Raw genomic sequence first — 25,969 nt, 5'->3', positions numbered from 1 at the left:
AGACCTTAACGAGAGTTCCACCTCTGGACTCTCGGGCCTGCAATTGCGTAAGGATGGTGCGCTCTAGCTCCCGTCTGCGGATTCCGTTTTGACCTCGGCACCTGTTTCGGCTCCCGTGCACAACACCACCCGGTCCCAGGAACTGTTCAGTGCCGCTCAGACGCTGATGCCCGGCGGGGTGAGCTCGCCCGTGCGCGCCTTCCGCTCCGTAGGCGGCCAGCCGATCGTGTTCGACCGCGTCAAAGGCGCCTACGCCTGGGACGTGGACGGCAACCGCTACATCGATTACATCGGCAGCTGGGGTCCCGCCATCTGCGGCCATGCCCATCCCGAGGTGATCGGCGCCCTGCATGACGCGCTTGAGAAGGGCACCAGCTTCGGCGCCCCCTGCGCCCTGGAAAACCAGCTGGCCGCGATGGTGATCGACGCAGTGCCCTCGGTGGAGATGGTGCGCTTCGTGAACAGCGGCACCGAGGCCTGTATGTCGGTGCTGCGCCTGATGCGAGCCTTCACCGGCCGCGAAAAGATCATCAAGTTCGAAGGCTGTTATCACGGCCACGCGGACATGTTCCTGGTGAAGGCCGGCTCCGGCGTGGCCACCCTCGGCCTGCCTGATTCCCCGGGCGTGCCGCGCACCACGGCGGCCAGCACCCTTACCGCCCCCTACAACGACCTTGAGGCGGTGAAGCAGCTCTTCGCTGAGAACCCCGGCGAAATCGCTGGCGTAATCCTGGAGCCCGTGGTGGGCAACGCCGGCTTCATCACCCCCGAGCCCGGTTTCCTCGAAGGCATCCGCGAACTCACCAAAGAGAACGGTGCGCTGCTGGTGTTCGACGAAGTGATGACCGGCTTCCGCATCAGTTACGGCGGTGCCCAAGCCAAATTCGGCATCACCCCCGACCTCACCACGATGGGCAAGGTGATCGGCGGTGGTCTGCCGGTGGGTGCCTATGGCGGCCGCGCCGACATAATGAGCATGGTGGCGCCCGCCGGCCCGATGTATCAAGCCGGCACCCTCAGCGGCAATCCCCTGGCGATGACAGCCGGCATCAAAACGCTGGAGCTGCTGAAGCAGCCCGGTAGCTACGAGCGCCTCGAAGCGATCACCAAGCGGCTGGTGGAAGGAATTATGGAGGGCGCCCGCAGCGCCGGCCTGCCGATCACTGGCGGCTCGATCAGCGCCATGTTCGGCTTCTTCCTCTGCGAAGGCCCTGTGCGCAACTTCGAAGAAGCCAAAGCGGCTGACACCGCTCGCTTCGGCAAGCTGCACCGCGCCATGCTCGAGCGCGGCATCTATTTGGCCCCCAGCGCCTTCGAAGCCGGCTTCACCTCGCTGGCCCACTCCGACGAGGACATTGACACCACCATCAGTGCCTTCCGCGACTGCTTCGCGGCGGTGGCCTGAGTTCCGTCGATCCGATCAAGGCCAAACGCCGCGGCAGCACACGCGTTGCCGCGGCGCTAGCCGTTGCTGTGGCCTTGCTCGCCCTGCTGGGACGCAGCACGGACCCGGCCGCCAAACCGCTGCCATCCAGTGCACCGCTCCGCCTTGGTGCAGCCCTAGCTCTCACAGGCAACGCCAATGTCTATGGCCAAGACCAGCGCATGGGCATTGGCCTGGCGCGGCAGTGGTTTAAAGCCAAGCCCCAGACGCGGCCGGTGCAGCTGCAACTCGAAGACGGTGCCTCGGACGAACCCAGCGCCATCGCCGCCTTCAACCTGCTGATCCGCCAGGGTGTGGTGGCCCTGATCGGGCCCACCCTCTCCCAGCAGGCCTTCGCCGCTGATCCGATCGCCCAGCGACAGGCCGTTCCCGTGGTGGCGCCGTCCAATACCGCCAGCGGCATTCCGCAGATCGGCTCGTTCATCAGCCGCGTTTCTGCGCAGAGCTCAGTGATTGCACCGCTCTCCATCGATGAAGCGTTGCGGCGCGAGCCCAGCACCGAGCGGGTAGCTGTGTTCTTCGCCCAGGATGATGCTTACAGCACCACCGAAACCGCCATCTTCCAGAAGGCGCTCGCTGCACGGAAGCTCAAGCCCGTGAGCGTGCAACGCACCCAACTAGCCGACAACGATTTTCAGAACCCGATCACCGCCGCACTACAGCAGCGGCCGCAGTTGGTGGTGATCTCAGCCCAGGCGGTGGATGGCGGCAACCTGATCCGGCAGCTGCGCGAGCTCGGCTACCGCGGCCAGATCGTGGTGGGCAATGGCCTCAACACGCCAAACATCTATCCGATCTGCCAGCGCTGGTGCGATGGCGTGCTGATCGCCCAGGCCTACAGCCCGGAGCTCAACACCCCGATCAACCGCACGTTCCGGCGTGTCTTTGCTGAGGCCAACAAGGGCCGCATCCCCGGGCAGATTGCGGCCCAGGCCTGGAGCGCCTATCAGGTGCTGTTTGAGGCGATTCAGAGGCTGCAAGCCCGCGGCGGATTGGACGGGGTGACCCTGGGCGAAGCCCGCAAGCGCTTGATGCAAGAACTCTTGGCCGGTCACTACGACACCCCCCTGGGCCCCATTCACTTTCGGAGCGATGGCGAGGTGGTGCAGGAGCGTTTCTACGTGGCCGAAGTGCGCATGGATGCCTCAGGCCGCAGCGGCCAGTTCACCCTGGTGCGAGAGCAGGATCTACCGGAGGGAGGGCCGTGATTGAGGCGCTGCTGCAAACGCTGCTCAATGGCGCCGCCAGCGGCGGGGTGTATGCCCTGGTAGCCCTGGGCTACACCTTGATCTTCTCGGTGCTTGGGGTGATCAACTTTGCCCAGGGAGCCCTGTTCAGCCTGGGGGGCTACCTCACGTATCTATTCATGGGGGGCAACATCGGCGTGAACGGTGCGCTGCCGGGCTGGGGCTTGCCGGTGGGCCTGCCCTTCTTGCTAGCCCTCGTGCTGGCAGCCCTGGGCACCGGATTGGTGGGCCTGGTGGTGGAGCGCATCGCCTTTGCGCCGCTGCGACGCCGCGGCGCCGAGCCCCTGCTGTCGCTCATCACCAGCCTCGGAGCCGGGGTGGTGCTGGTGAACCTGCTTCAGATTTTGATGGGAGCAGAGGGTTATGCCTTCCCCCAGGGCGCCGCGACCCTGGGCCAACTACCGGAATCCTTGCTGATCGGTGGTGCCCGGATCCGCACGATTCAGGTGCTGCTGCTGCTGATCTCGGCGTTGGCGGTTGCCGCGCTGAGCCTCTGGCTCGAGCGCAGCCGCAGCGGCAAGGCGATGCGGGCCGTGGCAGAAGACGCCACCACCGCAACGCTGCTGGGCATCAACAGCGAAGCCATCGTGCGCCTGGCCTTCCTGCTCAGCGGCATGCTGGCGGGGCTAGGCGGCGGCCTGATCGGCATGAGCGTGAGCTTGGCGGGGCCCTACTTCGGCATCAGCTATGGCCTGAAGGGGTTGGCGGTGCTGGTGCTGGGCGGGCTGGGCAGCGTGCCCGGCGCGATTGTGGGAGGCCTGGTGATGGGGATGGCCGAGGCTCTGATCCCGCCGTCAGCGTCCGGTTGGCGTGATGCATTGGCCTTCGCCATCCTCTTCGCTGTTCTGGTGCTGCGCCCCAGCGGCCTGCTGGGGCGGCGACAGCTGGAGAAGGTTTGAAGCGATGGGAGATCTGCGTTGATCGATAACGGCCTGCTGGTGCAGATGCTCCTTGGAGCACTGCTGGGGTTATCGGTGTACGTGCCGATGGCTGCGGGGCAGCTGTCGCTAGCCACGCCAGCCTTCTATGCCATTGGCGGAACCCTGGCCGCCCTGCTGGCCACTCAAGGCAGCCCGCAAGCAACCATCAGCCTGGGGGCTGTGTTGGGCGAAATGCTGCTTGCAGCGGCACTCACAGCAGGTCTGGCCCTGTTGGTGGGACTGCCGGTGCTGCGGCTGCGGGGGATCTATTTGGCGATTGCCACCATCGCCCTGGTGGAAATTGTGCGGGTGGCCATCCTCAACCTGCCCTTCACCGGCGGCGCCACAGGGATCTTCGGCATTCCCCAACCCTTCGAGGAGCCCTTGGGATACGTGTGGTTGAGCGGGGCTCTACTGGCCCTAGTGGGCTGGCTCTTTCAGCGGCTTGAAGCAAGCCCACTCGGGCGCTCGATGGCCGCCGTGCGCGACGACGAATTAGCGAGCCGCTGCATGGGCATCAACACCACCCGGGTGAAGCTCACCGCCTTCGTGGCCAGCGCCATGTTGGCTGGGATCACAGGCGTGATCGCCGCCCACTACCTCAACACCTGGAACGCCCGCCAAGGCAGCTTTGACGTGGCCATCACCACCCTGGCCTTCGTCATCCTGGGGGGCTCCCGCAGCTGGCTCGGCCCCGTGATCGGCGGCCTGCTGCTCACCGCGCTACCCGAGCTGCTTCGCCCCGTGGGCGATCTGCGCTTGGTGTTGTTTGGTCTGGTGATCCTGTTGGGTCCGGTGTGTTTCCCCCAGGGGCTGGTCACGCCGGCGCTGCTCGAGCGGATCGGGAGGTGGAAGCCATGAGCGGCGCCACGTCCTCTGCTCCGGCCACAGCTCCCCTTCTGGAGCTCCATCAGATCAACCGCCGCTTCGGCGGACTGCAGGCCCTCAGCGAGGTGAGCTTCAGCGTGCAGGAGGGCGAGATCTTCGGGCTGATTGGTCCGAACGGCGCAGGCAAAACCACCCTGTTCAATCTGCTCTCGGGCGTCACCCCAGCTTCCAGCGGTTCGATCCGCTGGCGCGGCCGGGCCATGCAGGGGCTCAGCCCCGACCGCCACAACCGCCTGGGTATCGCCCGCACCTTTCAGAACCTCCGTCTGTTCACCGGCCTCACCGTGCTCGACAACGTGATGGCCGCGCTGCACCGCCGGTCCCAGGGCCATGGGGTGGATGCTTTGCTCAACACCCCCCGCTTCCGTCGTGGTGAACGGGAGCTTCAGGAGCGCGCCTTTGGCCTGCTGGAGGAATTGGGGCTGACAGATCAGGCGCACCGTGAGGCCGGAGGACTGGCCTATGGCGATCGCCGCCGGCTGGAGATTGCCCGTGCTTTGGCAACCAGCCCCAAGCTGCTGCTGCTGGATGAACCCGCCGCTGGCATGAACCCCAGCGAAAAAGACAAGCTCTGCGCCCTCCTCGCCGAGCTGCGACAGCGGCACCAGCTCACCCTGATCGTGATCGAGCATCACGTGCCCCTGCTGATGCAGCTCTGCCACCGGCTGGCGGTGCTGGATTTCGGACGTCTGATCGCCCTCGGCACGCCTGAGCAGATTCAGCAGGATCCGCGCGTGATCGAGGCCTATTTGGGGGGCAGCGCATGAGCACCGTGCACACCCACGCTCCAAGCCTCCCCGCCCTGCTTCAAATCGAACAGCTGCAGGTGCACTACGGCAGTGTGCAGGCCCTGGCCGGCATCTCCCTAACGGTGCAGCGCGGTGAGCTGGTCACCCTGCTGGGATCCAATGGCGCTGGCAAAAGCACCACCCTGCGAGCCATCTCACGGCTCGTGAATGCCACTGCAGGCCGGATCCTCTGGCACGGGGCTGATCTTGCCGCCGTGCCAGCCCACCGCACCTTGAAACGAGGAATCGGCCACTGTCCCGAGGGGCGCCGGCTGCTCAACCGCCAGAGTGTGGCCTTCAATCTGGAGCTTGGGGCCTACCTGCGCCGCGATCGCGAGGGCATCGCCGCTGATCTCGAGCGGTGCTACGGCTTATTCCCCAGGTTGGCGGAGCGACGGCAGCAGCAGGCAGGAGCCCTGTCCGGCGGGGAACAACAAATGCTCGCCATCGCCCGAGCCTTAATGGGACAACCGGAACTGCTGATGCTGGATGAACCAAGCCTTGGTCTGGCCCCAAAACTGGTCACGGACGTGATGACGATCCTGGCGGAGCTGCATCGCAGCGGCCTCACCATCTTGTTGGTTGAGCAGAACGCCCAGGCCGCTCTAGAGATCGCCGATCGGGGTTATGTGCTCGAAGCCGGACGATTGCACCTGAACGGCCAGGCCTCAGATCTACTCCGCAACCCCCAACTCAAAGCCGCTTATCTCGGAGGCTGAACAACCAGGTGACATTCCTTGCCATCTTGCGCAGCATGGGTGCATCACCTGAGCTGTAAAGCGAGAGGCACACATGATCAGAGCATGGGTAGGGCTCGGCCGCGACCTGCTGTCTAGCCGCTGGAGCCTCCTACTGATCTTCACGATCGCAGCGCTGTTTGGACATATTGAAGAAGGCTTACCCATCAGCCAACTGGCGGGCTGGTTTGTGATCTGCGGCCTTGGCTTGGTGCCCCTGGCCCGAATGATCGCAGAAATGGTAGAGGCCCTCGCCGACAAGCTCGGCGATCGCATCGGAGGCCTCATCAGCGTGGCCTTGGGCAACCTGGTGGAACTGGTGGTGTCGTTCACGGCACTGGCGAGTGGTTTGTATCACCTGGTGGTGATCTCCGTAGCTGGCGCCGTGATCACCAACTGCCTGCTGGTATTGGGCATCAGCACCTGCGTGGGCGCACGCAAAAAAGCGACCATCGAAATCCACCCCTACAGCACTGGGCTGCAAAGCCAACAACTCCTGATCAGCACCATTTTTCTTGCCGTTCCTACAATTTTTCACCTAGCCAACAATTTTAACCTCGGCGAAAAAGCAGCCGCTCTCAGCGATGGAAGCAATATCTTTGACTCTTTTGCCTCTTATTCGCTGATCGTCTCCATTCTGGTTCTAGCCTTCTACCTCTTGTCTTTCGTCTATCAGATGGGAACAGGCAGGAGCCTCTACCTGCGACAAGAAGAAGAGCGCGTGCTACCTCCAGAGGGCGAGAACAAACCCCTCAGCGTCATCCTGGGCATGCTTCTCTTGGTGAGCATCGTGCTGGTGGGGGTGTCGGAGAACCTGGTGGAATCGCTTCAGCTGATGGTGGATGGAGCCCATCTCAATCCTCTGTTTGTTGGCCTGTTTTTACTCCCTCTCTTCGGATGCTTCTCTGAGGCCTTGATTGCCGTGAAAGCGGCCGCCACCAACCGCATGGATCTGGCAATGGCCAGCACGGTCGAGTCGAGTGTGCAGCTCCTGCTGTTCGTGCTCCCCCTCCTGGTGATCTGTGGCGTGCCGATGGGCCGCTATCTGCATCTCGCCGTTCCAGCCACATCGCTGTTTTGCCTGGGAGCCACCGTGCTGGCCGTGCACTGGATCACGGAAAACCGCAAGTTGAGCTGGTACGAGGGAAGTCTTCTCCTCACCCTGTATGCGGTGATCGGCGCTGGCACCTTGTTCCTGGGCGGTTAACGTGAGCGACCGTTCGGGAATCACGCGGGCCATGACAACTGCCGTGAATCCCGGCTCGGCTCAGGGCACGACGCAGGCCGGAACGCGGGAAACGTTGTGGGTGATGCAGAGCAGCTTGCCGCAGCGGCTCCGTGTCAACAGCGCTGAGCTGGTCAACTCCCCGGTTCTGCGCCACCACTGCAACGTCACCCTCACGTGCTGCCACTGGCTGCAGGGCTTCAGGATCAACGGCCTCACTGGCAGCATCATTCTCCGCTTCCCCCGGCACCGCCAGCGCGACGTTAAGGCCCTACTAACGCTGGCCCTTCAACTGCCCACCATTGATAACGAGCTGGTCTCTCCCTTGGGCGAGCTCAGGGCAGCACGCTGGCAAGCCAATGAAGCTGGCAGGCTTGCGGCCCGGCATGGCGCAGCCATCGGTGCATTACTGATCGCCGAAATCCTGCTCCCGATGCCTCTAGCCGTGATGACGGCCGGGGCAATCCTGAGCCTGATTCCACTGCTCAAAGAGATCAAACACCGCCTACAACACAAGGAATCATCGAATCACAGCATTCTCGAACTGGCCTTTTCTGGTCTTCTGATCAGCCAAGGGCTCCCCGGCGAAGCCCTACTGGATCAACTGTTCGGCGATGCAACGCAAACCATCAAAGGCGTGGTGTCTGGAGAGGAAGAATTTCACGCCGAATCCCACGAGCTAATCGATCGCCTCGGGGAACACATCAAGCTTGATCTAATCAATAGCAGTCGCAGCACCTGCAAACTATCAGAAGCCAAGAAAGGCGACCGCTATCACATAGCACTGCAATCACACATCTTCCTATTAAGCCGGGTCATTGAAGGCGACTTCATTGTGATTAACAGGCTTTACGATGGTGACTGGAAACCATTGCACCTCAAGACAGGCGACGTGGTTCACGCTGGTGGTTTCGTCGTCAAAGGCCATGGCCTTTTGGAGGTCGTCAAATCACTCAAAGAATGCTCCACTTATCACATCCCTCACCGCCACGAGCGCTCTTCTCTGGATGAGGTACAAGCCGAAAAATCCATCGAAACTTACTACAACTGGATGACGCCGGTCCTCCTTACCGCGGGCGGCGCATCAGCAGTCTTGGGCGCAACCGAACGCGCCCTTGGTTTTCTGCAGTTCACACCGGTTTACTCTTGGGAAACCAGCAGCATTTCCGCCAGGCTCACCGCCATGGCAACACTGCATCTACATGGCATTCACCTGAACGACCCGGAGGCTCTCATCGCACTGGGAAAGGTGAAGCACATCGTGATCAGCCGAAGCTGCCTGGATCGCATGGGCGGCATCAAAACCCATGAACACATCAACCTCAGCAGCGGCGCAAAGAAGGGTGACATCCTGAAAATCCTGGCGGGCATTCAGAATTTCCTACTGGAAAACGATGATGTTCCCATCTGGTCAGACCAGCTTCACAAAGTGAATGCGCCCACGGAGGTTGTTGATGTGGAAATCAACGACCTGCTCACCGAAGGCTGGCGCATCACGCTTGCTGACGGACGCGTGCTGATCATGAGCGAACTGCGGCAGGCTGGGTCAGACATTCATCAGCGACATCTCAATCCCCTCCAGATCTGGGAAGGTGAAACCTTCCTCGGCTACGCCGATCTGATCACGGAACCTGGCCCTGGCTGGAGCGGCGTCTGCGAAACGCTGGAGGAACTGGGCCTGGAAGTTCATGTGGTGGGCGTTGATAACAACGCAAAAATGATGGAGCTCATCAAACCACTAGGTATCAAACACGAAAGCCACCTACATGGCAACTTTCATGCCGAAGAACGCATGAATCTTGTTCGTGAACTGCAGAAAAAAAACGAGGGGGTGGCCTATGTGGGGTATGTTCTCAGCGACATGCCCGCCCTTTCGCAGGCTGATGTCTCCATCGGCATCGAGGTTGACGCCGACAGCATCTTCTCCTCCTGCATCTGCGATGTCGTGATCGGGCCAGATGTGCACTGGCTACCGCGGATGATCAGTCTGAGCCGGCGGCTCCAGCGCGTTACCAACAGCAATTTCGGCCTCCTCGTGGGTTCCTCCCTGGTGACAGCCATTGGCTCAGCTGTGAACTGGTTCAACCCGCTGGCCACTGTTGTGTTCTCAAACGTGCCGGTTGTTCTCGCCGGCGTGCGCAACATCACGGCGATGAACACACACAGCATGTTCGAAACCTCCGAACACAATCACAAAACCGATATCTCCTATCCCGACCGCCCGTTGGCCTGCCGGTTGCCACAAAGGCAGCCACCCCCACCCAGCAAACAGCCAAAGGGCGCACTTGCCGGAAAGACGAAGCCAAACACAAAGACCTACGGCCGCTCGCGCACCGCTGCCGCATCCAGGCGACGCGGATCCGCTACTCCGTAGCTGCCCATCGGGAGCGCAACAGGAGATTCAACCCCGTAGCGCACTTCGACGGAATTAGCAGAACCCATCGCTGGCACCAGCTTGACGGCATGTCCCTTCTGCAAGAGCAACCTCAGCGTGTCCGGGCTGATGCCCTGCTCGATGCTGATCTGATCCGGCCAGAGCTGGCTGTGGATCCGAGGCATCGCCACCGCTGAGGCCAGGTTGAGACGATGGATCAGGCGGTTCAGCAACACCTGCAACACCGTGGTGATGATGCGGCTGCCGCCAGGGCTGCCCGTGGCCAGTAGGGGTGCGCCATCCGGGCGGAACACCAGGGTGGGGGTCATCGAACTGAGAGGCCGTCGACCAGGGGCAATGGCGTTCTGACGCCCCTGGCGCAGGCCATAGGCATTCGGCACACCCGGCTTGGCTGTGAAGTCATCCATCTCGTTGTTGAGCAGGAAGCCCGCCCCAGGCACCGTGATGCCGTTGCCATAGGCGGTGTTGAGTGTGGTGGTGGTGGCCACCAGTCCGCCATCACGGTCCACCACCGAAAGATGGGTGGTGTTGGTTCCTTCACCAGACGGCCTCGGCTCAGCCTCGAGCTCCGCCGCAGGGCGGTGGCGATCAAGGCGAATGCGTCGGCGTTGCTCCGTGGCATAGCGATCGCTGAGGAGCCGGTTGAGTGGCATCACCACCTGGTCGGGATCGCCCAGCAGAACATTGCGATCGCGATAGGCGAGGTTCATCGCCTCCGCCATCAGGTGAATCGTGGCAGCACTGTTTATTCCGCTGGTGGCCAGATCCAGGGGCTCCAACACCTTGAGCAGCTGAAGCAACGTGGCGCCGCCGCCGCTTGGCGGCGGCATGGTGAGCACCCGGTGGCCATGAAACTGACCCTGCAGAGGTGTAGCCCAGGGAGCTCGGTAGGCCGCCAAGTCGGCCGCCGTGATCAATCCGCCACCCCCCTGCATCAGCGAGGCAAGCTGACCAGCCAGCTTGCCGGCATAGAAACAGGACGCTCCGTCTTGGGCGATGCAGCGAAGACTGGCTGCGAGTTGCGGTTGCCGCAGGATGTCGCCCGGCTGGTAGGCCTCCCCATCGGCCTTGAAAAATTGACGAGCACTGGCGGGATCAGCCTTGAGCAGAGGAGCAGCCGCCTGGAGTGAGGCGCTGAGCTCAGCTCCCACCGGAAAGCCGCGCTCGGCCAGGTCGACCGCAGGCTGCATCACCACCTGCAGCGGCAAACAGCCATAGCGCGCTTGCACCTGGGTCAGACCGGCCACCGTTCCCGGCACGCCTGTGCTCAGCAGGCTGCGCAGCGCACGCTGGCGGTTCACGCTGCCATCGGGATTGAGGAAGAGATCCTCACGGGCCGCCTGGGGCGCCGTTTCGCGGAAGTTGAGCGCCACTGCCTCGCCGCGGCCGAGCGCGATCGTTTCCGGCAAGGGGGTGGAGCGTGCCACGGCCGGACACGTGCTGATCGGGCCTGTGCGCGGAAGCCACAGCACCAGAAAGCCACCACCGCCAAGGTTGCCGGCCTGGGGCAAGGTGACCGCCAAGGCAAACGAGGTAGCCACCGCAGCATCCACGGCATTGCCGCCCCGCTTAAGGATCGCCGCACCCACGGCGGCGGCCTGGGCTTCTTGCGCCGCCACCATGCCGCCGCCCGATTCGATCGGGTGGAAGCGCTGGGAGCGCTCCTGAAGCAAATTGGCGTGGGCAGGAGAGGCCAGCAGAGCTGCTGCGCAGACCGTGAAGAGCCGGTGATGCAGCACAGCGAGATGGAGCGCGGACTGGGATCAGTTTGGAGCTGCTGCCCCGAAGCCACCGCCACCAGGGGTGAGCACCCGCACCCGATCCCCCGCAGCCAGCTCCACAGCAGTGGATCCGGCGAGGCGCTCAGGCTGCTGATCCCGGCGCAACAGCCAGTTTTCGCCGCACGCCCCTGCGCCACCTCCATTCAAACCAAAGGGGGGCACGCGGCGGCTACCACTCAAGAGCGAAAGGGTGAGCGGCTCGAGCGCCTGCAGCTCCCGCACAGCACCATGGCCACCTCGCCAGCGGCCGCTTCCGCCACTACCGCGGCGGATGGCGAAACGCTCGAGCCGCACCGGTAGGCGCTGTTCGAGGATCTCTGGATCGGTAAGGCGGGAGTTGGTCATGTGAGATTGCACCGCCGAAGCGCCATCAAATCCCTCTCCGGCACCAGTGCCGCCGCAAATCGTTTCGTAGTACTGGCAGCGCCCATTGCCGAAGCTGAGGTTGTTCATCGTTCCCTGGGCCGCGGCCATCACCCCCAGAGCAGCAAACAACGCATTGGCAACCGCCTGTGAGGTTTCCACATTGCCAGCCACCACCGCAGCCGGGGGAGCCGGATTGAGCAGACAGCCCGGTGGCACCACCAACTCCAGGGGTTCAAAGCAGCCGGCATTCAGCGGAATCGGTTGCTGCACCAGGGTGCGAAACACATAGAGCACCACCGCCTTGGTGACGGCCAGCGGGGCATTGAGGTTGCTGGCCTGTTGGGCTGAGGTGCCGCTGAAATCGATGCGCACACAGCGCTTGGCCTGATCCACCTGCACCGCCACCGCGATCTGCAGGCCTGCATCAAGCTCCACACGCGCACTGCCGCTGTTCAGGCGGCCGATCACCCTCCGCACGGCCTCAGCGGCATGGGCTTGCACCTGGAGCATTGCCCGCTGCACCCGATCGGTGCCTTGGGCTGCCATCAAGGCTTGCAAGCGCTCCACCCCCAACTGATTGGCAGCCAGCTGCGCCTGAAGATCGGCGAGCACAAGGTCGGGGTTGCGCGCAGGAAAGGCTCCCGTTGTGAGCCGTTCACGCCACATCGCCTCCAACCATTCACCGTTGTGCAGCAACGGCACGTTGTCGAACAGCAGGCCCTCCTGCTCGATGCTGGTGCTGTGGGGTGGCATCGAACCCGGGGTGATGCCGCCCACATCAGCGTGATGACCCCGGCAGGCCACAAACGCCACCATCTGGTCCGCCCAGAACACCGGCGTGATCAAGGTGAGATCCGGCAGATGGGTGCCGCCGTTGAACGGGTTGTTAGACACCACTGCATCCCCGGGCGCGAGCGGCTGGTGATCACCACGCGCTATCGCGGCGAGGAGCGCCAGCACGCTTTCCCCCATCGAACCCAGGTGCACGGGAATATGGGGCGCGTTGGCCACCAGCTGGCCGCAGGCATCAAACAGGGCGCAGGAAAAATCAAGCCGCTCGCGGATATTCACCGAGGCGCTGGTTTGCTGCAGCCGGGTGCCCATCTGTTCGGCGATCGCCATGAAGCGATGGCTAAACAACTCCAGGCTGATCGGATCGAGGCCAGATGCTTCGGGCAGCACCTGCGCAGGTGCTGCCTGCTGCTCCAAGAGCAACACCCCAGCCTCGAGGCATTGGCCGCTCCAGCCGGGCGGCACCAGGATGGTGCCGGTGGCTTCACTAATCAGGGCAGGCCCCGCCAGCCGCTGGCCGAGACGCAGGTGCTGGCGTTGAACGAGCTGCGCCGGCCGCCACTCGCCCTGCACATACAAGCTGATCGGTTGCGGGGCAGCGCCAAAGGCCTCCGGCAGCGGTTGCAGCGCCACCGGATCCTGGGGCCGATGGAGCTCAAGGCTGATGCGATCCACCACCGGCAGCTGGGCAGACACATAGCCGAAACTCTGGCGATAGAGCCGCGCAAAGCCATCAAGCAACGCCTGTAGTGAGGTGTGTTCAGGCCAGGGCACCGGCAGGGTGTGGTCGCTGCCGGCCAAGCGCAGCTGCAGGGTGCGCTGCATCGCCATCCCCTCAGGAAGCGGTAACACCCCGTGCTGGGCCAGCAAGCTGCTGGCCCGTTGCTCGAGCAGGGGCAGCAGCGCCGCGCTGAGGGGCATGCCCACCGGCTGCTCCAGCAGGCGGCCTTCTTCGGCCAGGCCGATCCCATAAGCCGAGAGCACTCCCGCCAGTGGATGCAACAGCACCTGGCGCATCCCCAGCAGATCGGCCAGGGCGCAGGCATGTTGCCCACCGGCGCCACCAAAGCTGCAGAGCACCGCCTCGCGCAGATCATGGCCGCGCTCAATCGAAACGCGGCGGATCGCCTCAGCCATTCGCTCCAGCGCCACCGTTAACGCCCCCTCGGCTGCCTGCTCCGGGCTGCAGCCCATCGCCTCGGCCAGCTGCGCAAATCCCTGCTGCACCACCTCTGCATCAATGGGCTGATCCCCACCGGCGCCAAATAACGCGGGGAAGAATGCAGGCCTGAGACGACCCAGCAGCAGATTGGCGTCGGTGATGGTGAGAGGCCCGCCGCGGCGGTAGCAGGCGGGGCCGGGGTTGGCACCAGCCGAGTCAGGCCCCACCGTCAGCCGCAGACCATCGAACTGCAACCGCGAGCCACCACCGGCGGCCACCGTGTGGATGTCGAGCATCGGTGCCTGGATCGGCAATCCGGCCAGCTCCACCTGATCGCGTCGGGGCCAGGGCCCATCGCAATAGCAAACATCGGTGGAGGTGCCGCCCATATCGAAGCCCACGATGCGGCTAAAACCAGCCATGGCAGCCGTGCGCACGGCCCCCACCAGGCCGCCCGCAGGCCCCGAAAGGATGGTGTCTTTGGCGTGCAGAGCTCCTGGCTCCGCCAGCACACCGCTGGAGCGCATCACCTGCAGCGGCACAGCGGGGCCGAGGGCCTGTTGCACCCGCTGCAGATAGCTCTGCAGCACAGGCCCCACGTAGGCCTCAAGCACACTTGTATGCGCCCGCGGCACCAGCCGCGGCAGCGGGCTCACCTGATGAGAGAGCGCAATCTGCTCAAAGCGAAAGCGCTCCAGCCAACGGCCCAGGGCCAGCTCATGGGCAGGATTGGTCACGCTGTGCAGCAACGCCACAGCCACGCTGCGCACCCCGGCTGAACGGGCGGCTTGCAACTGATCAGCCAAGTGATCATCCAGCTGCAACGGCTCGAGCTCAGCGCCATCCGCAGCGAGGCGCCCCTTCACCTCCAGCACCTGCTCCGCCAAAGGCTCCAGACGTTCAATCGCCAGGGCAAACAGATCGGGCCGGTGCTGATCACCGATCACCAACAGATCCGCCAAACCGCTGTTGAGCAGCAGCAGGCTCGGCGCTCCCTTGCGCTCAAGAAATGCATTAGTCGCCACCGTGGTGCCGAGCCGCACCTCCTCGATCAAGCCAACGGGGATCGGGGCTGCCGCCTCTGGCAGGCCAAGCATGGCCCGCAGAGCATTCACCGCTGGATCACCCTGTTGCTCAGGCTGCTCCGAGAGCACCTTGGTCACCTGCAGAACACCTTGCGGCGTGCACCCCACCACATCGGTGAACGTGCCACCACGATCAATCCAAAAGCGCCAGCCAGCCGAAGCCATTCACCGCCTTGTTCGGCAAGAAGAATCTTAGAAACCCTGCTGAATTCACCCTGCCGACTGATTGAATTCAGCCCCGCTTGCTGAGAGCCGTGATCGACCAAGACAGCCTGGCCGCACTCGATGGTTTGCTGTGGTTGCGCTCAGGTGAGGCGGTGGCAGAGCGGTTCGCACTGAGCCAGTCGTCGGTCTCGCGGCAGGCCCGCCGCTGCCTGCGGGTGTTTGACGTTGACGTGAGAAAACTCGAGGGGGAATGGGACCTCATCGGTGATGCACCTTTGCTGGCAGCCGAACGGCAGGTGCATCAGCTGGCCCGCTGGCGCGGCCATCGTGCCCTTCGGCTGGAGGGCACCTATTGGTCGGGTCCGTTGCTCTGCGAACCGGTACCGCCAGGGTGGGTGCTGGGGCTCTGCAACATCGTGGGCATCGCGCGCAATTTCGCGCTGCTACGCGAGCGAGTTGTGGATGTATGGCTAGCAGGCCTGCCGGATGTACCGGAGCCCGATGACCCGGAGCTCACCAGCATCAGCCTTTGCCAGATGCCGGTGCACTGCTTGGTGCAGCCCGGCCATCCGCTGCTCCAGCGCAGCAGCATCAGCTTTGAGGATCTGCGCCCCTACCCGAGCCTGGCGCTGCCGCAAGGTGCCTACCCCCTGGTGGAGGCCGCTCTGAAGGAGGTTGGCCTATGGAGCTCACCGGTGCGAATGCGGCGCTACAAGCGGCAGCTGTGGGAAGGCAAAACTGAGCAGGAGCTCACAATCGGCTACGGAACAGCGCTGAGCCTGGAGCTGCTGGGCCCGGCGATGCAGCGACTAGCACTGCAATTGCCGGTGAACTCGGGGGAAGTGCTGGTGGTGCGGCGGGAGTTTGCCTCCACGCCGCAGTTCAAGCAACTGGCCACCACCCTGCACCACAGGCTGTGCCAGTTGGCCTCGCACCTCCCGGAGATCCAGATGCTGCCGCTGCCCTTCAGCGGTAGTTCTGGAATTGAAGAGGCACCTCCACATCCTGAGCCTTGAGCAGATTGATGGCGGCCTGGAGGTCGTCTTTGTTCTTGCCCGTCACCCGCAGGGTGTCGCCCTGGATGGCCACCGTGACCTTCTTGAGCTCATCCCGCACGGTTTTGCTGAGCTTCTTGGCCAGCTCCTGGCTAAGGCCCTTACGCAGCTTCACCTCTTGCTTCACCCGGTTGCCGCCCACGGGCTCGGGAGTCTGGAAATCGAAGATCTTCAGCGAAAGATTGCGCTTGGTGGCTTTCTGGCGCAGCACATCCTCCACCGCCTGCAGGGTCATGTCGCTAGCCGTGGTGATCGTGAAGCTGGCCTCCTCCAGATCGATCTCGGTGTTGGAGTCCTTGAGGTCGTAGCGGGTCGACACGTCACGGCGGGCCTGGTCGATGGCATTCACCAGCTCTTGACGGTCGAAGTCGGAAACCACGTCGAAGGAATAGGTGTCGGCCATGGGCAGAACAGCGGCAACGGTGGGAACTTGGCCCACCCTAGAAAAGGAGGCTGATTCCAACCGCCGGCCCAACGGCGTTTAGCCCCGATGCAATCTGCGTTTGCCTGGTCGCTCTGCCTGGCCGCCGGCGTGGTGGTGGCCAGCCTCGTTCCCCTGGGCGCTGCCCGTTCGAAAGCCGATTTCCAGATCAGCGACCTGGCGGCCCCACGCGCGATGTTTGATCGCTTGCCGGAATGGGGCAAACGGGCCAACTGGGCGCACCTCAACAGCTTCGAAGCGTTTGTGCTGTTTGCACCGGCCGCACTGCTCTGTCTGATTGGCAAGGTCGACAACACCGTCGCCATCGCAGCGGCCTGGATCTACCCCGGTTTGCGCCTGGCCTACATCGCTGCCTACGTGGCCAACTTGCCGCCACTGCGGTCGTTGTGCTGGGCCGGGGCGATGGTGTGTACCGGAATTCTGTATCTCGATAGCCTGAGAAGTTTCGTTCTTTGACTGTGATTCAGTCAAAGAACATCAAACTCACTACCTTCCCCATGTCTTCAGCCGTGCGGCAGCTCGCCAGCAGGGTTTCGCTGTCGTGGAACGCAAAGCAGATCAGCTGATCACAGCGGCGGATGATCTCCTGATTACAGAGGCTGCTGGCCATGGGCAGGGGCAGCTCGTCGTTTTCAGGCTTCTCCACCAGGTGGAGCACCCGCTCGAGCTGCTCCTGTGATTCGCGCGGCTGCCGATCGAGGCTCTGGGGCAGCAACACCGTGAGCCGCGAGGCGTCGATCTCGAGCACGCTGCGGATCACCGCCGAGTTGACCCCCTGGGCACCAGAGGTGATCAGGCTGTGGCCCTCCTGGGCCAGAGAGCGTGACACCAGCTCCACCAGATGCACAGACACCACCGGCACATGCCGGCTGCCGAGAATCGCAATGCGGCGCTTGCTGCGGTCCTGCAGCAAGGCGAGCTCCTGGGCCAAGGTGTCGATCCGGTCGAGGGCCGGTAGATCAAGAGACCGGGTCAACGCACGCCACCAGCTGACGGGTTGAAACTAGCAGTGTTCAAGCGGGGGTTGGCAGTCGCAACCGCGTCAGCAGCGGCTCAAAATCACAGTGCTCCTCCACCAGGCGGAACGCATAGGTGGCCTTCACCGATTCGTGCAGGCGCACATGACCGAAAGCGCTTTCAATCACCTCAACGGTGGTGAGCGTGTCGTGCTCCACCTTCAGCAAGGGCACCTCAAGCTCTTCTGCCCGGGAGATCAACTGCGGCAACGGCTCACCAGCACCCGTGAGGATCAGGCACTGGGTGGACGCCTCTAAGGCTGCCAGCTGGATGTCAGTGCGATCGGCGCCGGTGACAACCGCCATGTTGCGGCGGCGGCGGAAAAACTCCATTGCGGAGTTCACATTCATCGCGCCGATGGACAGGGTTTCCACCAGCAGATCGAGGCGATCGCGGCAGCACAGCACCTGAGCATCGAGGCGGCGCACCAGCTCCTCCACGGTGACGCTGCGCAGCAGCGGTGAGCGGGGCATCACACCGAGCACCGGCACGCCTAACCGCTCGAGGGCAGGAGCCACCTCAGCGCGCACCAGTGGCACCTGGTCCGGCGGAAGACCGTTGAGCACCACCCCGCAGAGCAGATCACCCAGTTGTTCACGCGCAGCCAACAGCGACTCAGCGCTGTGGCATCCACTCCAGCTGTGCACCAACACCACAGGCGCCTGCAGCCCCCGGGCCACCTGCACCAAGCTCAGGCCGTAGAGCAGGCCATCGCTGAGGCCACCGGCTCCCTCCAGCAGGGTGATGCCGTCGCCGGATTGATCGAGCTGCTGCTGGAGGGCGGCAAAGCCAGCACCCGGGTCCAAGTTGCCAGCCAGTAAACGCTCGCGAGCCACGTCGGCCCCTTGCAGATGCACCGAAGGCACGAGCTGTTCATCGCTGAGGCCGAGGATCTGGCCCACGAAACGCACGTCGTCATCAATCAGCGCACCCGTGCTGCTCTCGCTCAACTCAGCGCTATCAGCGAGGGGTTTACCGATCCGCACCGGAACGCCGCGCTGCAACCACTGCCGTGCCAACCCGAGCACAACAGCCGATTTACCGCTGAAGGGCTCACACGAACCGATCAGCAGGGCCGACGAACGAGCCTGGGTGGACGCGCTGTCGTGACCCATATAACGAAGGCTGGTGTAACGAATCTAGGGCTGCGGCGCTGTGGTTTCGAGCCCGAGGATCAACCACTGCCAGAAGCTCTCTGGCAGGTCGGCCGGCTGAGCGGAACCGCCGCCGGCAGCGAGCCAGCCGATCAGCCAACTGAGCAGCTGATGGGTGGGCAGCTCAAAGCTGTAGCGAACCGGCTGCTCCACACCATCAGCCATCACCTCCAGTTGGGCGCGTGTGGTCTCGAGCGGAGCCACACCCGGCTGCCAGCGCAACACAAACGGCCGCTCTCCTGCGGGCCGCAGCTGGCGCCGGCCCAGCAGCTCACCTCGAGCCAACCATTGCAGCCCAGTTTCGAGTTGGTCGCCTTGGCAATAGGGGGCGTAGAGGGCCACCAATGCCGCCGACATCCGCACCACTCCGTCTGCCCAGAGGATGCCGCAAGCTGACCGCATCGCCCATGGCCGATGTCACACAAGCCCTTCAGCGGACGCACGGTGGCCGTAACCGGAGCAAGCGGCAGCCTGGGGCAGGCTCTGCTGCTGGAGCTGCATCACCAAGGCGCAGCACTGGTGGCGCTCACCAGCTCCCCAGCCAAGCTGGCGCTGATCGATGCGCAGGGGAGCCCGATCCAGCTGGAGCAGGTGCAGTGGCGCTGCGGCGCGGAACAGGCCCTGCAGCCGGTGCTGCAACGCTGCGATGTGCTGGTGATCAACCACGGATTCAACAGCCATGGCGATCGCAGCCCCGAGGCCGTAGGGCGCTCCCTGGAGGTGAATGCTTTGAGTAGCTGGCGGCTGCTGGAGTTGTTTGCAGAGATCGCCCGGGCCGACCCCACCGGTCGCCCCCGCCGCGAGCTGTGGATGAACACCTCAGAAGCGGAAATCCAGGCCGCCGTGAGCCCGCTCTACGAGATCAGCAAACGCCTGCAAGGGCAGCTGCTGAGTTTGCGCAGCCTCGACCTGGCCGGACCACAGCTGCGGCTGCGCCGGCTGGTGCTGGGGCCTTTCCGCTCGGCCCTCAACCCGATCGGGTTGATGAGTGCAGCCTTTGTGGCCCGCGAGATCCTGCGGCAGGTGGAGTGGAACTGCGGGCTGGTGATCGTGACCCCCAACCCGCTCACCTATGCGGTGATGCCGCTGACCGCCCTGAGCCGCTGGCTGTATTTCAGGGTTGTCAGCAAAGCTGCGACCTGATCACCATTCACCAGGCCCTGGGCTGGATCAGAAGTTGCGGTCGGTCAGGATCTCGCAGCCGTCGCTGGTCACAGCGATCGTGTGCTCCCACTGCGCCGAAAGACTGCCGTCCACGGTCACCACAGTCCAGCGGTCCTTGAGGGTGCGGCAGGCCTTGCTGCCGGCATTGAGAATCGGTTCCACCGCCAGGGTCATGCCCGGCCGGAGCTTCATGTTGGGCAGCTCGCGGGTGCGGTAGTTGAACACCGAAGGCTCCTCGTGCAGGTTGCGGCCCACGCCGTGACCCGTGTAGTCCTCCACCACAGCGAAACCATGCGCTTCCACATGGTCTTGCACAGCACCGGCCAGTTCGAACAGGGTGCTGCCGGCCTTCACGGTGGCCAGGCCCTTCATCAAAGATTCCTGAGCGACGCGGGAGAGGGTGCGGGCGTGTTCAGGCACCCCTTCGCCGACGCAGATGGTCACGCAGCTATCGCCGTGATAGCCGTCGAAGTAAGCACCGGTGTCGATCTTCATCAGATCACCAGCCTTGATCACCCGCTTGTTACTGGGAATGCCGTGCACCACCTCGTTGTTAATCGAGGCGCAGATGCTGGCCGGGAAGCCGTGGTACCCCTTGAAGCTCGGAACCGCACCCATCTCGCGGATGCGCTTCTCGGCGTGGGCATCGAGATCGCCCGTGGTCATACCGGGGGCCGCCATCTCCATGATTTCCCGCAACACCGTGGCCACGATGCGGCTGGCCTGGCGCATCGTGGCGAGCTCGCGAGCGCTCTTCACCTCCACACCGCGCCTGCTCTTCTGGATGCGCGGGCCGGTTTGGGTGACCGCAGAGGCTGCAGCTTGTTCAGCTCCACCTTGAGACTTCTGCGTAGCGGCGAGCAGTTCAGCGAACAGGTTCATCTCGGCGATACGGGCCCTTTGGTTCAAGTTAGAACCTGAAACCACAGCCCGGCCGATCCCTTGCCATGAGCTCGCCGTTGGTTCACCTGCGCCGTTGGCATGCCGCTGTGGCTCCGGTGGTGCTGGCACCGCTGCTGATCACTGTGTTGAGCGGCATGAGCTACCGGCTACTTAAGGATTGGGGTGGACTGGGCCGCGATCAGGTGCATTGGCTGATGGTGGTGCATGAGGGCGAGTGGCTCGGCCCCTGGGCAGAACCCGTCTATGTGCTGCTCAATGGTCTGGGGCTCCTTTGGATGCTGGGCAGTGGAGCCCTGCTGCTCATCAGGCGCTGGCAGCAGAGAAAGCCCCGAGGCACCCCTGCACCCTGAGCCAGTACACTGGTTGTTTGGCCAGGCGTTTTTCGGAGCTGGATGGCAGCGGAATCCAAGGACATGACTGACGACATCAAAGAGACCACCAGCGACACCACCAGCACCGAGGTCGCAGCTGAGCCCAGCGTGGCCGTAGCTGAGAAGCCTGCCGCCAAAGTGAGTGTGGGCAAGCTGAGCGCCAGTGAACTGATCCGTGCCTTCGAGGCCGAGCAGATCGCCAAGCAAGCCAAAGATCACCCCGAGATCTACGTGGGTGACACCGTTCGCGTGGGCGTGCGCATCACTGAGGGCAACAAAGAGCGCATCCAGCCTTACGAGGGTGTGGTGATCGCCAAGCGCCATGGCGGCCTCAACGAGACCATCACCGTGCGCCGCATCTTCCAGGGTGTGGGCGTTGAGCGTGTGTTCCTGATCCACAGCCCCCAGGTGGCTTCCATCAAGGTGGAGCGCCGGGGTAAGGTGCGTCGAGCGAAGCTCTTCTATCTGCGCGACCGAGTGGGCAAAGCCACCCGCGTCAAGCAGCGCTTCGATCGCTGATCGCTTTCCGCCTTCAGCACCTGGCCATCACTTGTTGATCGGCCCGCCGGATGATTTGGTCACCAACCCAATCATCCGGCTGAGGGAACATCGGCCCTGCGCCGTTAGTTCAGTTGGTAGAACGCAGGTCTCCAAAACCTGATGTCGGGGGTTCAAGTCCTCCACGGCGCGTTCGGTGTTTCCTCCCTGCAGTTTCTACGTTCCGGACATGGAGTTGGATCTACAGCCCGGTGATGTCGTCAAGGTTCTCGAATCCGCCGCCCTCGGCTGGGTTCGTGCCCGGGTGATCCGTGTGAAATCTGGTGGTCGCGTCGTCGTTCAAAGCGATCAAGGTCGTGAATTCACTGCTCGCGGTAACCAGGTGCGCTTGATCGAACCCGCTGGCTTTCGCCCCTGATTGAGCTGCGAATCCACCGCAGACTCCTCAAGCCCGTCCCATGGCGGGCTTTTTTTCATGCGCGCGAGATCCCTCTCATCCTGGAAGAAGGCTCCCGTGGGCTTGCTGGAGCGAATTCCTTCGTAGGAGCGCCATGATCGCGAGTTGACGACTAAGGCTGGCCGGTGGGGCAGGGGTGCAAGGGAACTGTCCAACTCGGGATATCCATGGATATCCACATCTGGAGAGCGTTCAAAAAACCACGGCAACGGCTTTGGCCAACCATCCTTCAGCCTCTCCACTACCCCAGCCCAGTTGACGGAGGGCAGGGCGACAGAGGATACTTTTGTGGTCGCCGACGCGATGCAGCGCAGGTTTCAAACCCCTGTCTGCGAGAGCTCTTGGAGCACTCATGGGACTGTAGTTCAATCGGTTAGAGCACCGCCCTGTCACGGCGGAAGTTGCGGGTTCGAGCCCCGTCAGTCCCGTTCCATTTCATCTGAGGACAAAGCCAGTGGTGGCAACTGGAGCGGCGGTGCGTGTGCGTCTCGCCCCCAGCCCCACCGGCACACTCCACATCGGTACGGCCCGCACGGCGGTGTTCAACTGGCTGTTTGCTCGCCATCACGGCGGCCAGTTCCTGCTGCGCATTGAAGACACCGACAAGGAACGGAGCAAGCCGGAGTACACCGCCAACATCCTCGAAGGCCTGCAGTGGCTTGGTCTGAGCTGGGATGGCGAGCCGGTGGTGCAAAGCGAGCGCATCGCTGAACACCGGGCCGCCATTCAGCAACTGCTCAACAGCGGCCGGGCTTACCGCTGCTACGCCACCGAGGCCGAACTCACCGAGATGCGTGAGCGGCAGGCCGCCGAGAACCGCGCTCCCCGCTACGACAATCGCCACCGCGATCTCAGCCCCGAGCAGGAGCAGGCCTTCATCGCCGAAGGGCGCGAAGCCACGATCCGCTTCCGCATCGACGACAACGCCGTGATCACCTGGACCGATCTGGTGCGGGGCGAGATGCGCTGGAGCGGCGCTGATCTCGGTGGCGACATGGTGATCGCCCGCCGGGCGCCCGCCGATCAGATCGGTGACCCCCTATACAACCTGGTGGTGGTGGTGGACGACGCCGCCATGGCGATCACCCACGTAATCCGCGGCGAAGACCACATCGCTAACACCGCTAAACAACTGCTGCTCTACGAGGCCCTTGGTGCCTCGGCGCCGGTGTTTGCCCACACGCCGCTGATCCTCAACAAGGAGGGCAAGAAGCTCTCCAAGCGTGATGGCGTCACGTCGGTGAGCGACTTTCGCAACCAGGGCTACACCGCTGAGGCCCTAGCCAATTACATGACCTTGCTGGGCTGGTCGCCGCCGGAGGGCATGGGCGAACGCTTCAGCCTCGCCGACGCCGCAGGCGTGTTCTCTTTTGATCGGGTGAACAAAGCCGGCGCCCGCTTCGATTGGGACAAGCTCAACTGGCTCAACAGCCAGGTGCTGCACGAGCGCGGCCCCGAGCAGCTGCTATCCGACCTGCTGCCGCTCTGGAGCGCCCAGGGCTGGAGCACCGATACCGCCGCGGCCAGCTGGCTCCAGCAGCTCTGCGCCCTGATTGGCCCATCACTGGTGACCCTGAAAGACGGCATCGAACAGGCCCGCCCCTTCTTCGAGCGGCCCGAACTCAACGAGGCGGCTCAGCAGCAGCTGGCTAATGACGGGGCTCGCCCTGCCTTGTCAGCGCTGCTGGAGCACCTGCCAGAAGGACCGCTCACCGCAGAAGCCGCCCAGGCTCTGCTGGGCGAAGCCGTGGCGACCGCCGGTGTGAAGAAAGGCGTGCTGATGAAAACCCTGCGCGCCGCCCTACTCGGCAGCCTTCAAGGCCCCGATTTGCTCACCACCTGGCTGCTGCTCCAGCCCAGCGGTGAGGCCCGAGGCCGCATCGAGCGCAGCCTCTGAAGGGGCTTCCACCTGCACCAACCCGAGTCGCTGGGCGAGCCATGGGGCACTGAATCCCTGCAACCCCACGCTGAGCAGGATGGTGAGAAACACCAGACCCTTCAACGATCCACCGCCGCTCACGCCGGCGGCATCGAGCTGAAGCGCGAACAAGCTGGCCACAGCAGCGGTGACGATGCCGCGCGGGGCCACCCAGCTGAGCATCAATTTCTCTCGCCAGGCCAGCGAGCCGATCCCCAGCCCGGCCACTTGCACCACCAGCCAGCGGTAGAGCATCAGGCAGAGCACGCACGCCACCCCGCCCCAACCCAGCGGGCTGAGCTCCCCCCACGACACATCAGCCGCCAGCAGGGGAAACAGCACCGTGATCGCCAGCTGGGCCAACTGAAAAATCAACTCATCCAGCTGCGTCGCCTGTTGTTCCAGGCGTAGCCCCACCACCACACCAGCCATCACAGCCGCCGGGAAGCCCCCCTCCGGCAACAGCATCTGGGTGCCGGCCACCAGCAAAAACAACACACCCAACACCAGCTGCAGCCGCAAACCATCGGAATCGGCCGGCAGTCGCTCCAGCAACAGCACCAACAGGCCACCCGTGAGAGCACCCAGCAGCGCACCGCCTCCCAACCGCAGCAGCAACAGCTCCGCCACCGCCGGCCAATCGGGCAAGGCTCCGAGAGCCAACTGCAACAGGAGCAGGGCGAGCACCGCTGCTGCGGGCTCAAGGATCAACCCTTCCGCCTCCAGCACCTGCGCCAGGCCCGGAAGCAGCCGCATCTGGCGCACCATCGGCGAAATCACAGTGGGGCCTGTGGCCAGTGCAATCGCTCCAAACACCCAGGCCAGCGGCCAACCCAGCCCAGCCAACTCATGGGCCAGTGCGGCACCTCCCACAAGCCCCAGCACCCCGCGCACCAGCACCAACTGGATCACCGTGCGCTGAAGCTCCCGGCCAGCGAGCCGCAGTTTGAGGCCGCCGTCGAAGAGCACCAGGCTCACCAGCAGCCCCACCAGGGGCTCAAGGCCCTGACCGAGCGCCTCAGGTTGGACAAGATCCAGACCCGCCTGGCCCACAAACAACCCCAGTGCCAGCAGCAGCACCACTGATGGCAAGCCGCTGAAGCGGGCGATCAACTGAGCCAGAGAGCCTGAGAAGAAAGACGCGCCCCAGATCAGCTCAGAATTCGTCGTCATCCAGGGCGCCGTAGATGGGCTCCACCCTGATGCCCTGCACGGCACTGGGCCGCACTACCAGATATTCACCGGGAAGCTCGGTAATGGGCACGTTGATGAAGGCGTCGGCAGGGCCTGCGTTGAGCACGGTGCCGTACCACTGCTGGAACGCATCGAGTGAAGCGAAGTGCACCACCTGGGTGTGCCCGCCGGCCAGCAACAGGTGGATCGCGTAGCGACTGGGGGTCCGGGCCATCAAAAAGACTCGAGGAGCCGAAGCGCAGCACCAGGATGCTGCAGCAGCAAGGGTTGTGCAGCAGCTGGGGCGTAAAGCGGGTGACGGGGCTGGCCACTGGCAGTCAGCCCGATCGCCAAGAGCGGCAGATCCGCGGGAAGCTTCTCCGCCAGGAGCGCGAGCACCTGCTGATCCCGCTGCCTCCAGGTGCCACCGTTGCCCCAACCCAGCCACAGGGCATCGCCGGCCTGAGACTGGAGCCGCGCCAGACCCTGCCTGAGCCAATGATCGCTCTCAGGGCCAATCGGATCGCTGCAGCGGCGCAGCACGGCGGGGCTGGCCGAACAACGACCAAACAGATTCACCACCTCCAGGCACCCAAACCCCCAGCTCTGGGCAAAACCACTCAGGCGGCGCAGGGTGGGATCGTCGCGCTCCGCATCCGCCCGCGAGGGGTTCAAGCCGATGAACAGCAGCCGCGGCCGGGCCGGATCCCACACGCGCTCGAGCCTCCAGCGGTAGAGGCCGCAGGGGCTGAACTGCGCCCCAAAGAGGATGTGTGGCAGAGCGATCGCAACCACCTGCGTTGAAAAGATTCCATCTAGCCT

At 63.7% G+C, this 25,969-nt stretch carries 25 protein-coding genes and 2 tRNA genes; 17 read left to right on the top strand and 10 right to left on the bottom strand.

Features of this window, described 5'->3' with window-relative positions:
* The first annotated feature begins 166 nt into the window (after positions 1-166).
* The 8 genes from hemL (at position 167) to KJJ24_RS00660 (ending at position 9,623) form a co-directional block, all read left to right on the top strand.
* Positions 167-1,405, top strand: a complete 1,239-nt coding sequence (gene hemL / locus KJJ24_RS00695) for a glutamate-1-semialdehyde 2,1-aminomutase (protein WP_250545045.1) — start codon at positions 167-169, stop codon at positions 1,403-1,405.
* Between the two features lie 68 nt (positions 1,406-1,473).
* Positions 1,474-2,652 carry an ABC transporter substrate-binding protein gene (locus KJJ24_RS00690; RefSeq protein WP_250544820.1) on the top strand — a complete coding sequence of 393 codons (1,179 nt, stop codon included), beginning with the start codon at positions 1,474-1,476 and terminating at the stop codon, positions 2,650-2,652.
* A complete protein-coding gene (locus KJJ24_RS00685) occupies positions 2,649-3,590 on the top strand; it encodes a branched-chain amino acid ABC transporter permease (protein WP_214340094.1) in 942 nt (313 codons plus the stop codon). The genes KJJ24_RS00690 and KJJ24_RS00685 overlap by 4 nt, the downstream gene beginning before the upstream one ends.
* Positions 3,591-3,608: 18 nt before the next feature.
* Entirely contained in the window at positions 3,609-4,472 is an 864-nt protein-coding gene (locus tag KJJ24_RS00680; protein ID WP_250544819.1) for a branched-chain amino acid ABC transporter permease, read from the top strand.
* Positions 4,469-5,266, top strand: coding sequence for an ABC transporter ATP-binding protein (locus tag KJJ24_RS00675; RefSeq protein ID WP_214340092.1), 798 nt, complete (start codon positions 4,469-4,471; stop codon positions 5,264-5,266). The genes KJJ24_RS00680 and KJJ24_RS00675 overlap by 4 nt, the downstream gene beginning before the upstream one ends.
* Positions 5,263-6,006 carry an ABC transporter ATP-binding protein gene (locus KJJ24_RS00670; protein ID WP_214340090.1) on the top strand — a complete coding sequence of 248 codons (744 nt, stop codon included), beginning with the start codon at positions 5,263-5,265 and terminating at the stop codon, positions 6,004-6,006. The genes KJJ24_RS00675 and KJJ24_RS00670 overlap by 4 nt, the downstream gene beginning before the upstream one ends.
* A gap of 73 nt (positions 6,007-6,079) precedes the next feature.
* Positions 6,080-7,231: a calcium:proton antiporter gene (locus tag KJJ24_RS00665; RefSeq protein ID WP_214340088.1), complete on the top strand. Its 1,152-nt coding sequence runs from the start codon at positions 6,080-6,082 to the stop codon at positions 7,229-7,231.
* A 1-nt stretch (position 7,232) separates the two neighbouring features.
* Positions 7,233-9,623, top strand: coding sequence for a hypothetical protein (locus KJJ24_RS00660; RefSeq protein ID WP_214340086.1), 2,391 nt, complete (start codon positions 7,233-7,235; stop codon positions 9,621-9,623).
* On the opposite strand, the gene ggt is transcribed toward KJJ24_RS00660, so the two are convergent.
* Together ggt and KJJ24_RS00650 are read right to left on the bottom strand one after the other, a co-directional pair.
* Positions 9,566-11,383, bottom strand: coding sequence for a gamma-glutamyltransferase (ggt, locus tag KJJ24_RS00655; protein ID WP_214340083.1), 1,818 nt, complete (start codon positions 11,381-11,383; stop codon positions 9,566-9,568). The two genes, KJJ24_RS00660 and ggt, sit on opposite strands and share 58 nt — an antisense overlap.
* A gap of 24 nt (positions 11,384-11,407) precedes the next feature.
* Entirely contained in the window at positions 11,408-14,995 is a 3,588-nt protein-coding gene (locus KJJ24_RS00650; RefSeq protein WP_214340081.1) for a hydantoinase B/oxoprolinase family protein, read from the bottom strand.
* An 89-nt stretch (positions 14,996-15,084) separates the two neighbouring features.
* Between KJJ24_RS00650 and KJJ24_RS00645 the strand changes: the two genes are divergently transcribed.
* A complete protein-coding gene (locus KJJ24_RS00645) occupies positions 15,085-16,011 on the top strand; it encodes a LysR substrate-binding domain-containing protein (RefSeq protein ID WP_214340079.1) in 927 nt (308 codons plus the stop codon).
* Here the strand turns inward: KJJ24_RS00645 and KJJ24_RS00640 are convergent.
* Positions 15,962-16,453, bottom strand: a complete 492-nt coding sequence (locus KJJ24_RS00640) for a YajQ family cyclic di-GMP-binding protein (RefSeq protein WP_214340077.1) — start codon at positions 16,451-16,453, stop codon at positions 15,962-15,964. The genes KJJ24_RS00645 and KJJ24_RS00640 overlap by 50 nt on opposite strands.
* A gap of 87 nt (positions 16,454-16,540) precedes the next feature.
* Between KJJ24_RS00640 and KJJ24_RS00635 the strand changes: the two genes are divergently transcribed.
* Positions 16,541-16,948 carry an MAPEG family protein gene (locus KJJ24_RS00635; RefSeq protein ID WP_214340075.1) on the top strand — a complete coding sequence of 136 codons (408 nt, stop codon included), beginning with the start codon at positions 16,541-16,543 and terminating at the stop codon, positions 16,946-16,948.
* 7 nt (positions 16,949-16,955) lie between these two features.
* Here KJJ24_RS00635 and KJJ24_RS00630 read toward each other — a convergent pair whose 3' ends face one another.
* From KJJ24_RS00630 to ebsA, 3 genes are read right to left on the bottom strand one after another with little or no spacing between them, the layout of a single operon-like run.
* Entirely contained in the window at positions 16,956-17,468 is a 513-nt protein-coding gene (locus KJJ24_RS00630; RefSeq protein ID WP_214340073.1) for a DNA-protecting protein DprA, read from the bottom strand.
* A 37-nt stretch (positions 17,469-17,505) separates the two neighbouring features.
* Positions 17,506-18,624, bottom strand: coding sequence for a phosphotransacetylase family protein (locus KJJ24_RS00625; protein WP_214340071.1), 1,119 nt, complete (start codon positions 18,622-18,624; stop codon positions 17,506-17,508).
* 24 nt (positions 18,625-18,648) lie between these two features.
* Positions 18,649-19,020: a type IV pilus biogenesis protein EbsA gene (ebsA, locus tag KJJ24_RS00620; protein WP_214340069.1), complete on the bottom strand. Its 372-nt coding sequence runs from the start codon at positions 19,018-19,020 to the stop codon at positions 18,649-18,651.
* Between the two features lie 57 nt (positions 19,021-19,077).
* Between ebsA and KJJ24_RS00615 the strand changes: the two genes are divergently transcribed.
* Positions 19,078-19,806: an NAD-dependent epimerase/dehydratase family protein gene (locus tag KJJ24_RS00615; protein WP_214340067.1), complete on the top strand. Its 729-nt coding sequence runs from the start codon at positions 19,078-19,080 to the stop codon at positions 19,804-19,806.
* Positions 19,807-19,833: 27 nt separating this feature from the next.
* Here KJJ24_RS00615 and map read toward each other — a convergent pair whose 3' ends face one another.
* Entirely contained in the window at positions 19,834-20,709 is an 876-nt protein-coding gene (map, locus tag KJJ24_RS00610; protein WP_214340065.1) for a type I methionyl aminopeptidase, read from the bottom strand.
* A 65-nt stretch (positions 20,710-20,774) separates the two neighbouring features.
* On the opposite strand from map, the gene KJJ24_RS00605 reads away from it, so the two are divergent.
* The 6 genes from KJJ24_RS00605 (at position 20,775) to gltX (ending at position 23,953) form a co-directional block, all read left to right on the top strand.
* Positions 20,775-21,080 carry a peptidase gene (locus tag KJJ24_RS00605; protein WP_214340063.1) on the top strand — a complete coding sequence of 102 codons (306 nt, stop codon included), beginning with the start codon at positions 20,775-20,777 and terminating at the stop codon, positions 21,078-21,080.
* Between the two features lie 63 nt (positions 21,081-21,143).
* Positions 21,144-21,620: a 50S ribosomal protein L19 gene (rplS, locus tag KJJ24_RS00600; protein WP_214340061.1), complete on the top strand. Its 477-nt coding sequence runs from the start codon at positions 21,144-21,146 to the stop codon at positions 21,618-21,620.
* 98 nt (positions 21,621-21,718) lie between these two features.
* Positions 21,719-21,791, top strand: a tRNA-Trp gene (locus KJJ24_RS00595).
* 37 nt (positions 21,792-21,828) lie between these two features.
* Positions 21,829-22,017, top strand: coding sequence for a hyperconserved protein Hcp (locus KJJ24_RS00590; protein WP_006043540.1), 189 nt, complete (start codon positions 21,829-21,831; stop codon positions 22,015-22,017).
* Positions 22,018-22,410: 393 nt separating this feature from the next.
* Positions 22,411-22,484: transfer RNA gene (locus KJJ24_RS00585), tRNA-Asp, on the top strand.
* Positions 22,485-22,510: 26 nt separating this feature from the next.
* Positions 22,511-23,953 carry a glutamate--tRNA ligase gene (gene gltX / locus KJJ24_RS00580; protein ID WP_250544818.1) on the top strand — a complete coding sequence of 481 codons (1,443 nt, stop codon included), beginning with the start codon at positions 22,511-22,513 and terminating at the stop codon, positions 23,951-23,953.
* Here gltX and KJJ24_RS00575 read toward each other — a convergent pair.
* From KJJ24_RS00575 to KJJ24_RS00565, 3 genes are read right to left on the bottom strand one after another with little or no spacing between them, the layout of a single operon-like run.
* Positions 23,858-25,147 carry a cation:proton antiporter gene (locus KJJ24_RS00575; RefSeq protein WP_214340059.1) on the bottom strand — a complete coding sequence of 430 codons (1,290 nt, stop codon included), beginning with the start codon at positions 25,145-25,147 and terminating at the stop codon, positions 23,858-23,860. The two genes, gltX and KJJ24_RS00575, sit on opposite strands and share 96 nt — an antisense overlap.
* The gene (locus KJJ24_RS00570) at positions 25,131-25,382 is read right to left on the bottom strand and encodes a hypothetical protein (RefSeq protein ID WP_214340057.1); all 252 of its coding nucleotides are present in this window, start codon (positions 25,380-25,382) and stop codon (positions 25,131-25,133) included. Before KJJ24_RS00570 ends, KJJ24_RS00575 begins: the two co-directional genes overlap by 17 nt.
* Positions 25,382-25,942, bottom strand: coding sequence for a DUF1643 domain-containing protein (locus KJJ24_RS00565; protein WP_214340054.1), 561 nt, complete (start codon positions 25,940-25,942; stop codon positions 25,382-25,384). Before KJJ24_RS00565 ends, KJJ24_RS00570 begins: the two co-directional genes overlap by 1 nt.
* Positions 25,943-25,969: the final 27 nt, after the last annotated feature.

It is taken from the genome of Synechococcus sp. LA31 (genome assembly GCF_018502385.1).
Lineage (GTDB): Bacteria > Cyanobacteriota > Cyanobacteriia > PCC-6307 > Cyanobiaceae > Vulcanococcus.
This window is presented reverse-complemented; position numbering and strand designations above follow the sequence as displayed.

Coding starts and splice junctions, on each gene's coding strand:
- hemL (WP_250545045.1), top strand. CDS start 167: ATGCCCGGCGGGGTGAGCTCGCCCGTGCGCGCCTTCCGCTCCGTAGGC.
- KJJ24_RS00675 (WP_214340092.1), top strand. CDS start 4,469: ATGAGCGGCGCCACGTCCTCTGCTCCGGCCACAGCTCCCCTTCTGGAG.
- KJJ24_RS00670 (WP_214340090.1), top strand. CDS start 5,263: ATGAGCACCGTGCACACCCACGCTCCAAGCCTCCCCGCCCTGCTTCAA.
- KJJ24_RS00665 (WP_214340088.1), top strand. CDS start 6,080: ATGATCAGAGCATGGGTAGGGCTCGGCCGCGACCTGCTGTCTAGCCGC.
- KJJ24_RS00650 (WP_214340081.1), bottom strand. CDS start 14,995: ATGGCTTCGGCTGGCTGGCGCTTTTGGATTGATCGTGGTGGCACGTTC.
- KJJ24_RS00640 (WP_214340077.1), bottom strand. CDS start 16,453: ATGGCCGACACCTATTCCTTCGACGTGGTTTCCGACTTCGACCGTCAA.
- KJJ24_RS00635 (WP_214340075.1), top strand. CDS start 16,541: ATGCAATCTGCGTTTGCCTGGTCGCTCTGCCTGGCCGCCGGCGTGGTG.
- KJJ24_RS00625 (WP_214340071.1), bottom strand. CDS start 18,624: ATGGGTCACGACAGCGCGTCCACCCAGGCTCGTTCGTCGGCCCTGCTG.
- ebsA (WP_214340069.1), bottom strand. CDS start 19,020: ATGTCGGCGGCATTGGTGGCCCTCTACGCCCCCTATTGCCAAGGCGAC.
- KJJ24_RS00615 (WP_214340067.1), top strand. CDS start 19,078: ATGTCACACAAGCCCTTCAGCGGACGCACGGTGGCCGTAACCGGAGCA.
- map (WP_214340065.1), bottom strand. CDS start 20,709: ATGAACCTGTTCGCTGAACTGCTCGCCGCTACGCAGAAGTCTCAAGGT.
- KJJ24_RS00605 (WP_214340063.1), top strand. CDS start 20,775: ATGAGCTCGCCGTTGGTTCACCTGCGCCGTTGGCATGCCGCTGTGGCT.
- rplS (WP_214340061.1), top strand. CDS start 21,144: ATGACTGACGACATCAAAGAGACCACCAGCGACACCACCAGCACCGAG.
- KJJ24_RS00590 (WP_006043540.1), top strand. CDS start 21,829: ATGGAGTTGGATCTACAGCCCGGTGATGTCGTCAAGGTTCTCGAATCC.
- KJJ24_RS00575 (WP_214340059.1), bottom strand. CDS start 25,147: ATGACGACGAATTCTGAGCTGATCTGGGGCGCGTCTTTCTTCTCAGGC.
- KJJ24_RS00570 (WP_214340057.1), bottom strand. CDS start 25,382: ATGGCCCGGACCCCCAGTCGCTACGCGATCCACCTGTTGCTGGCCGGC.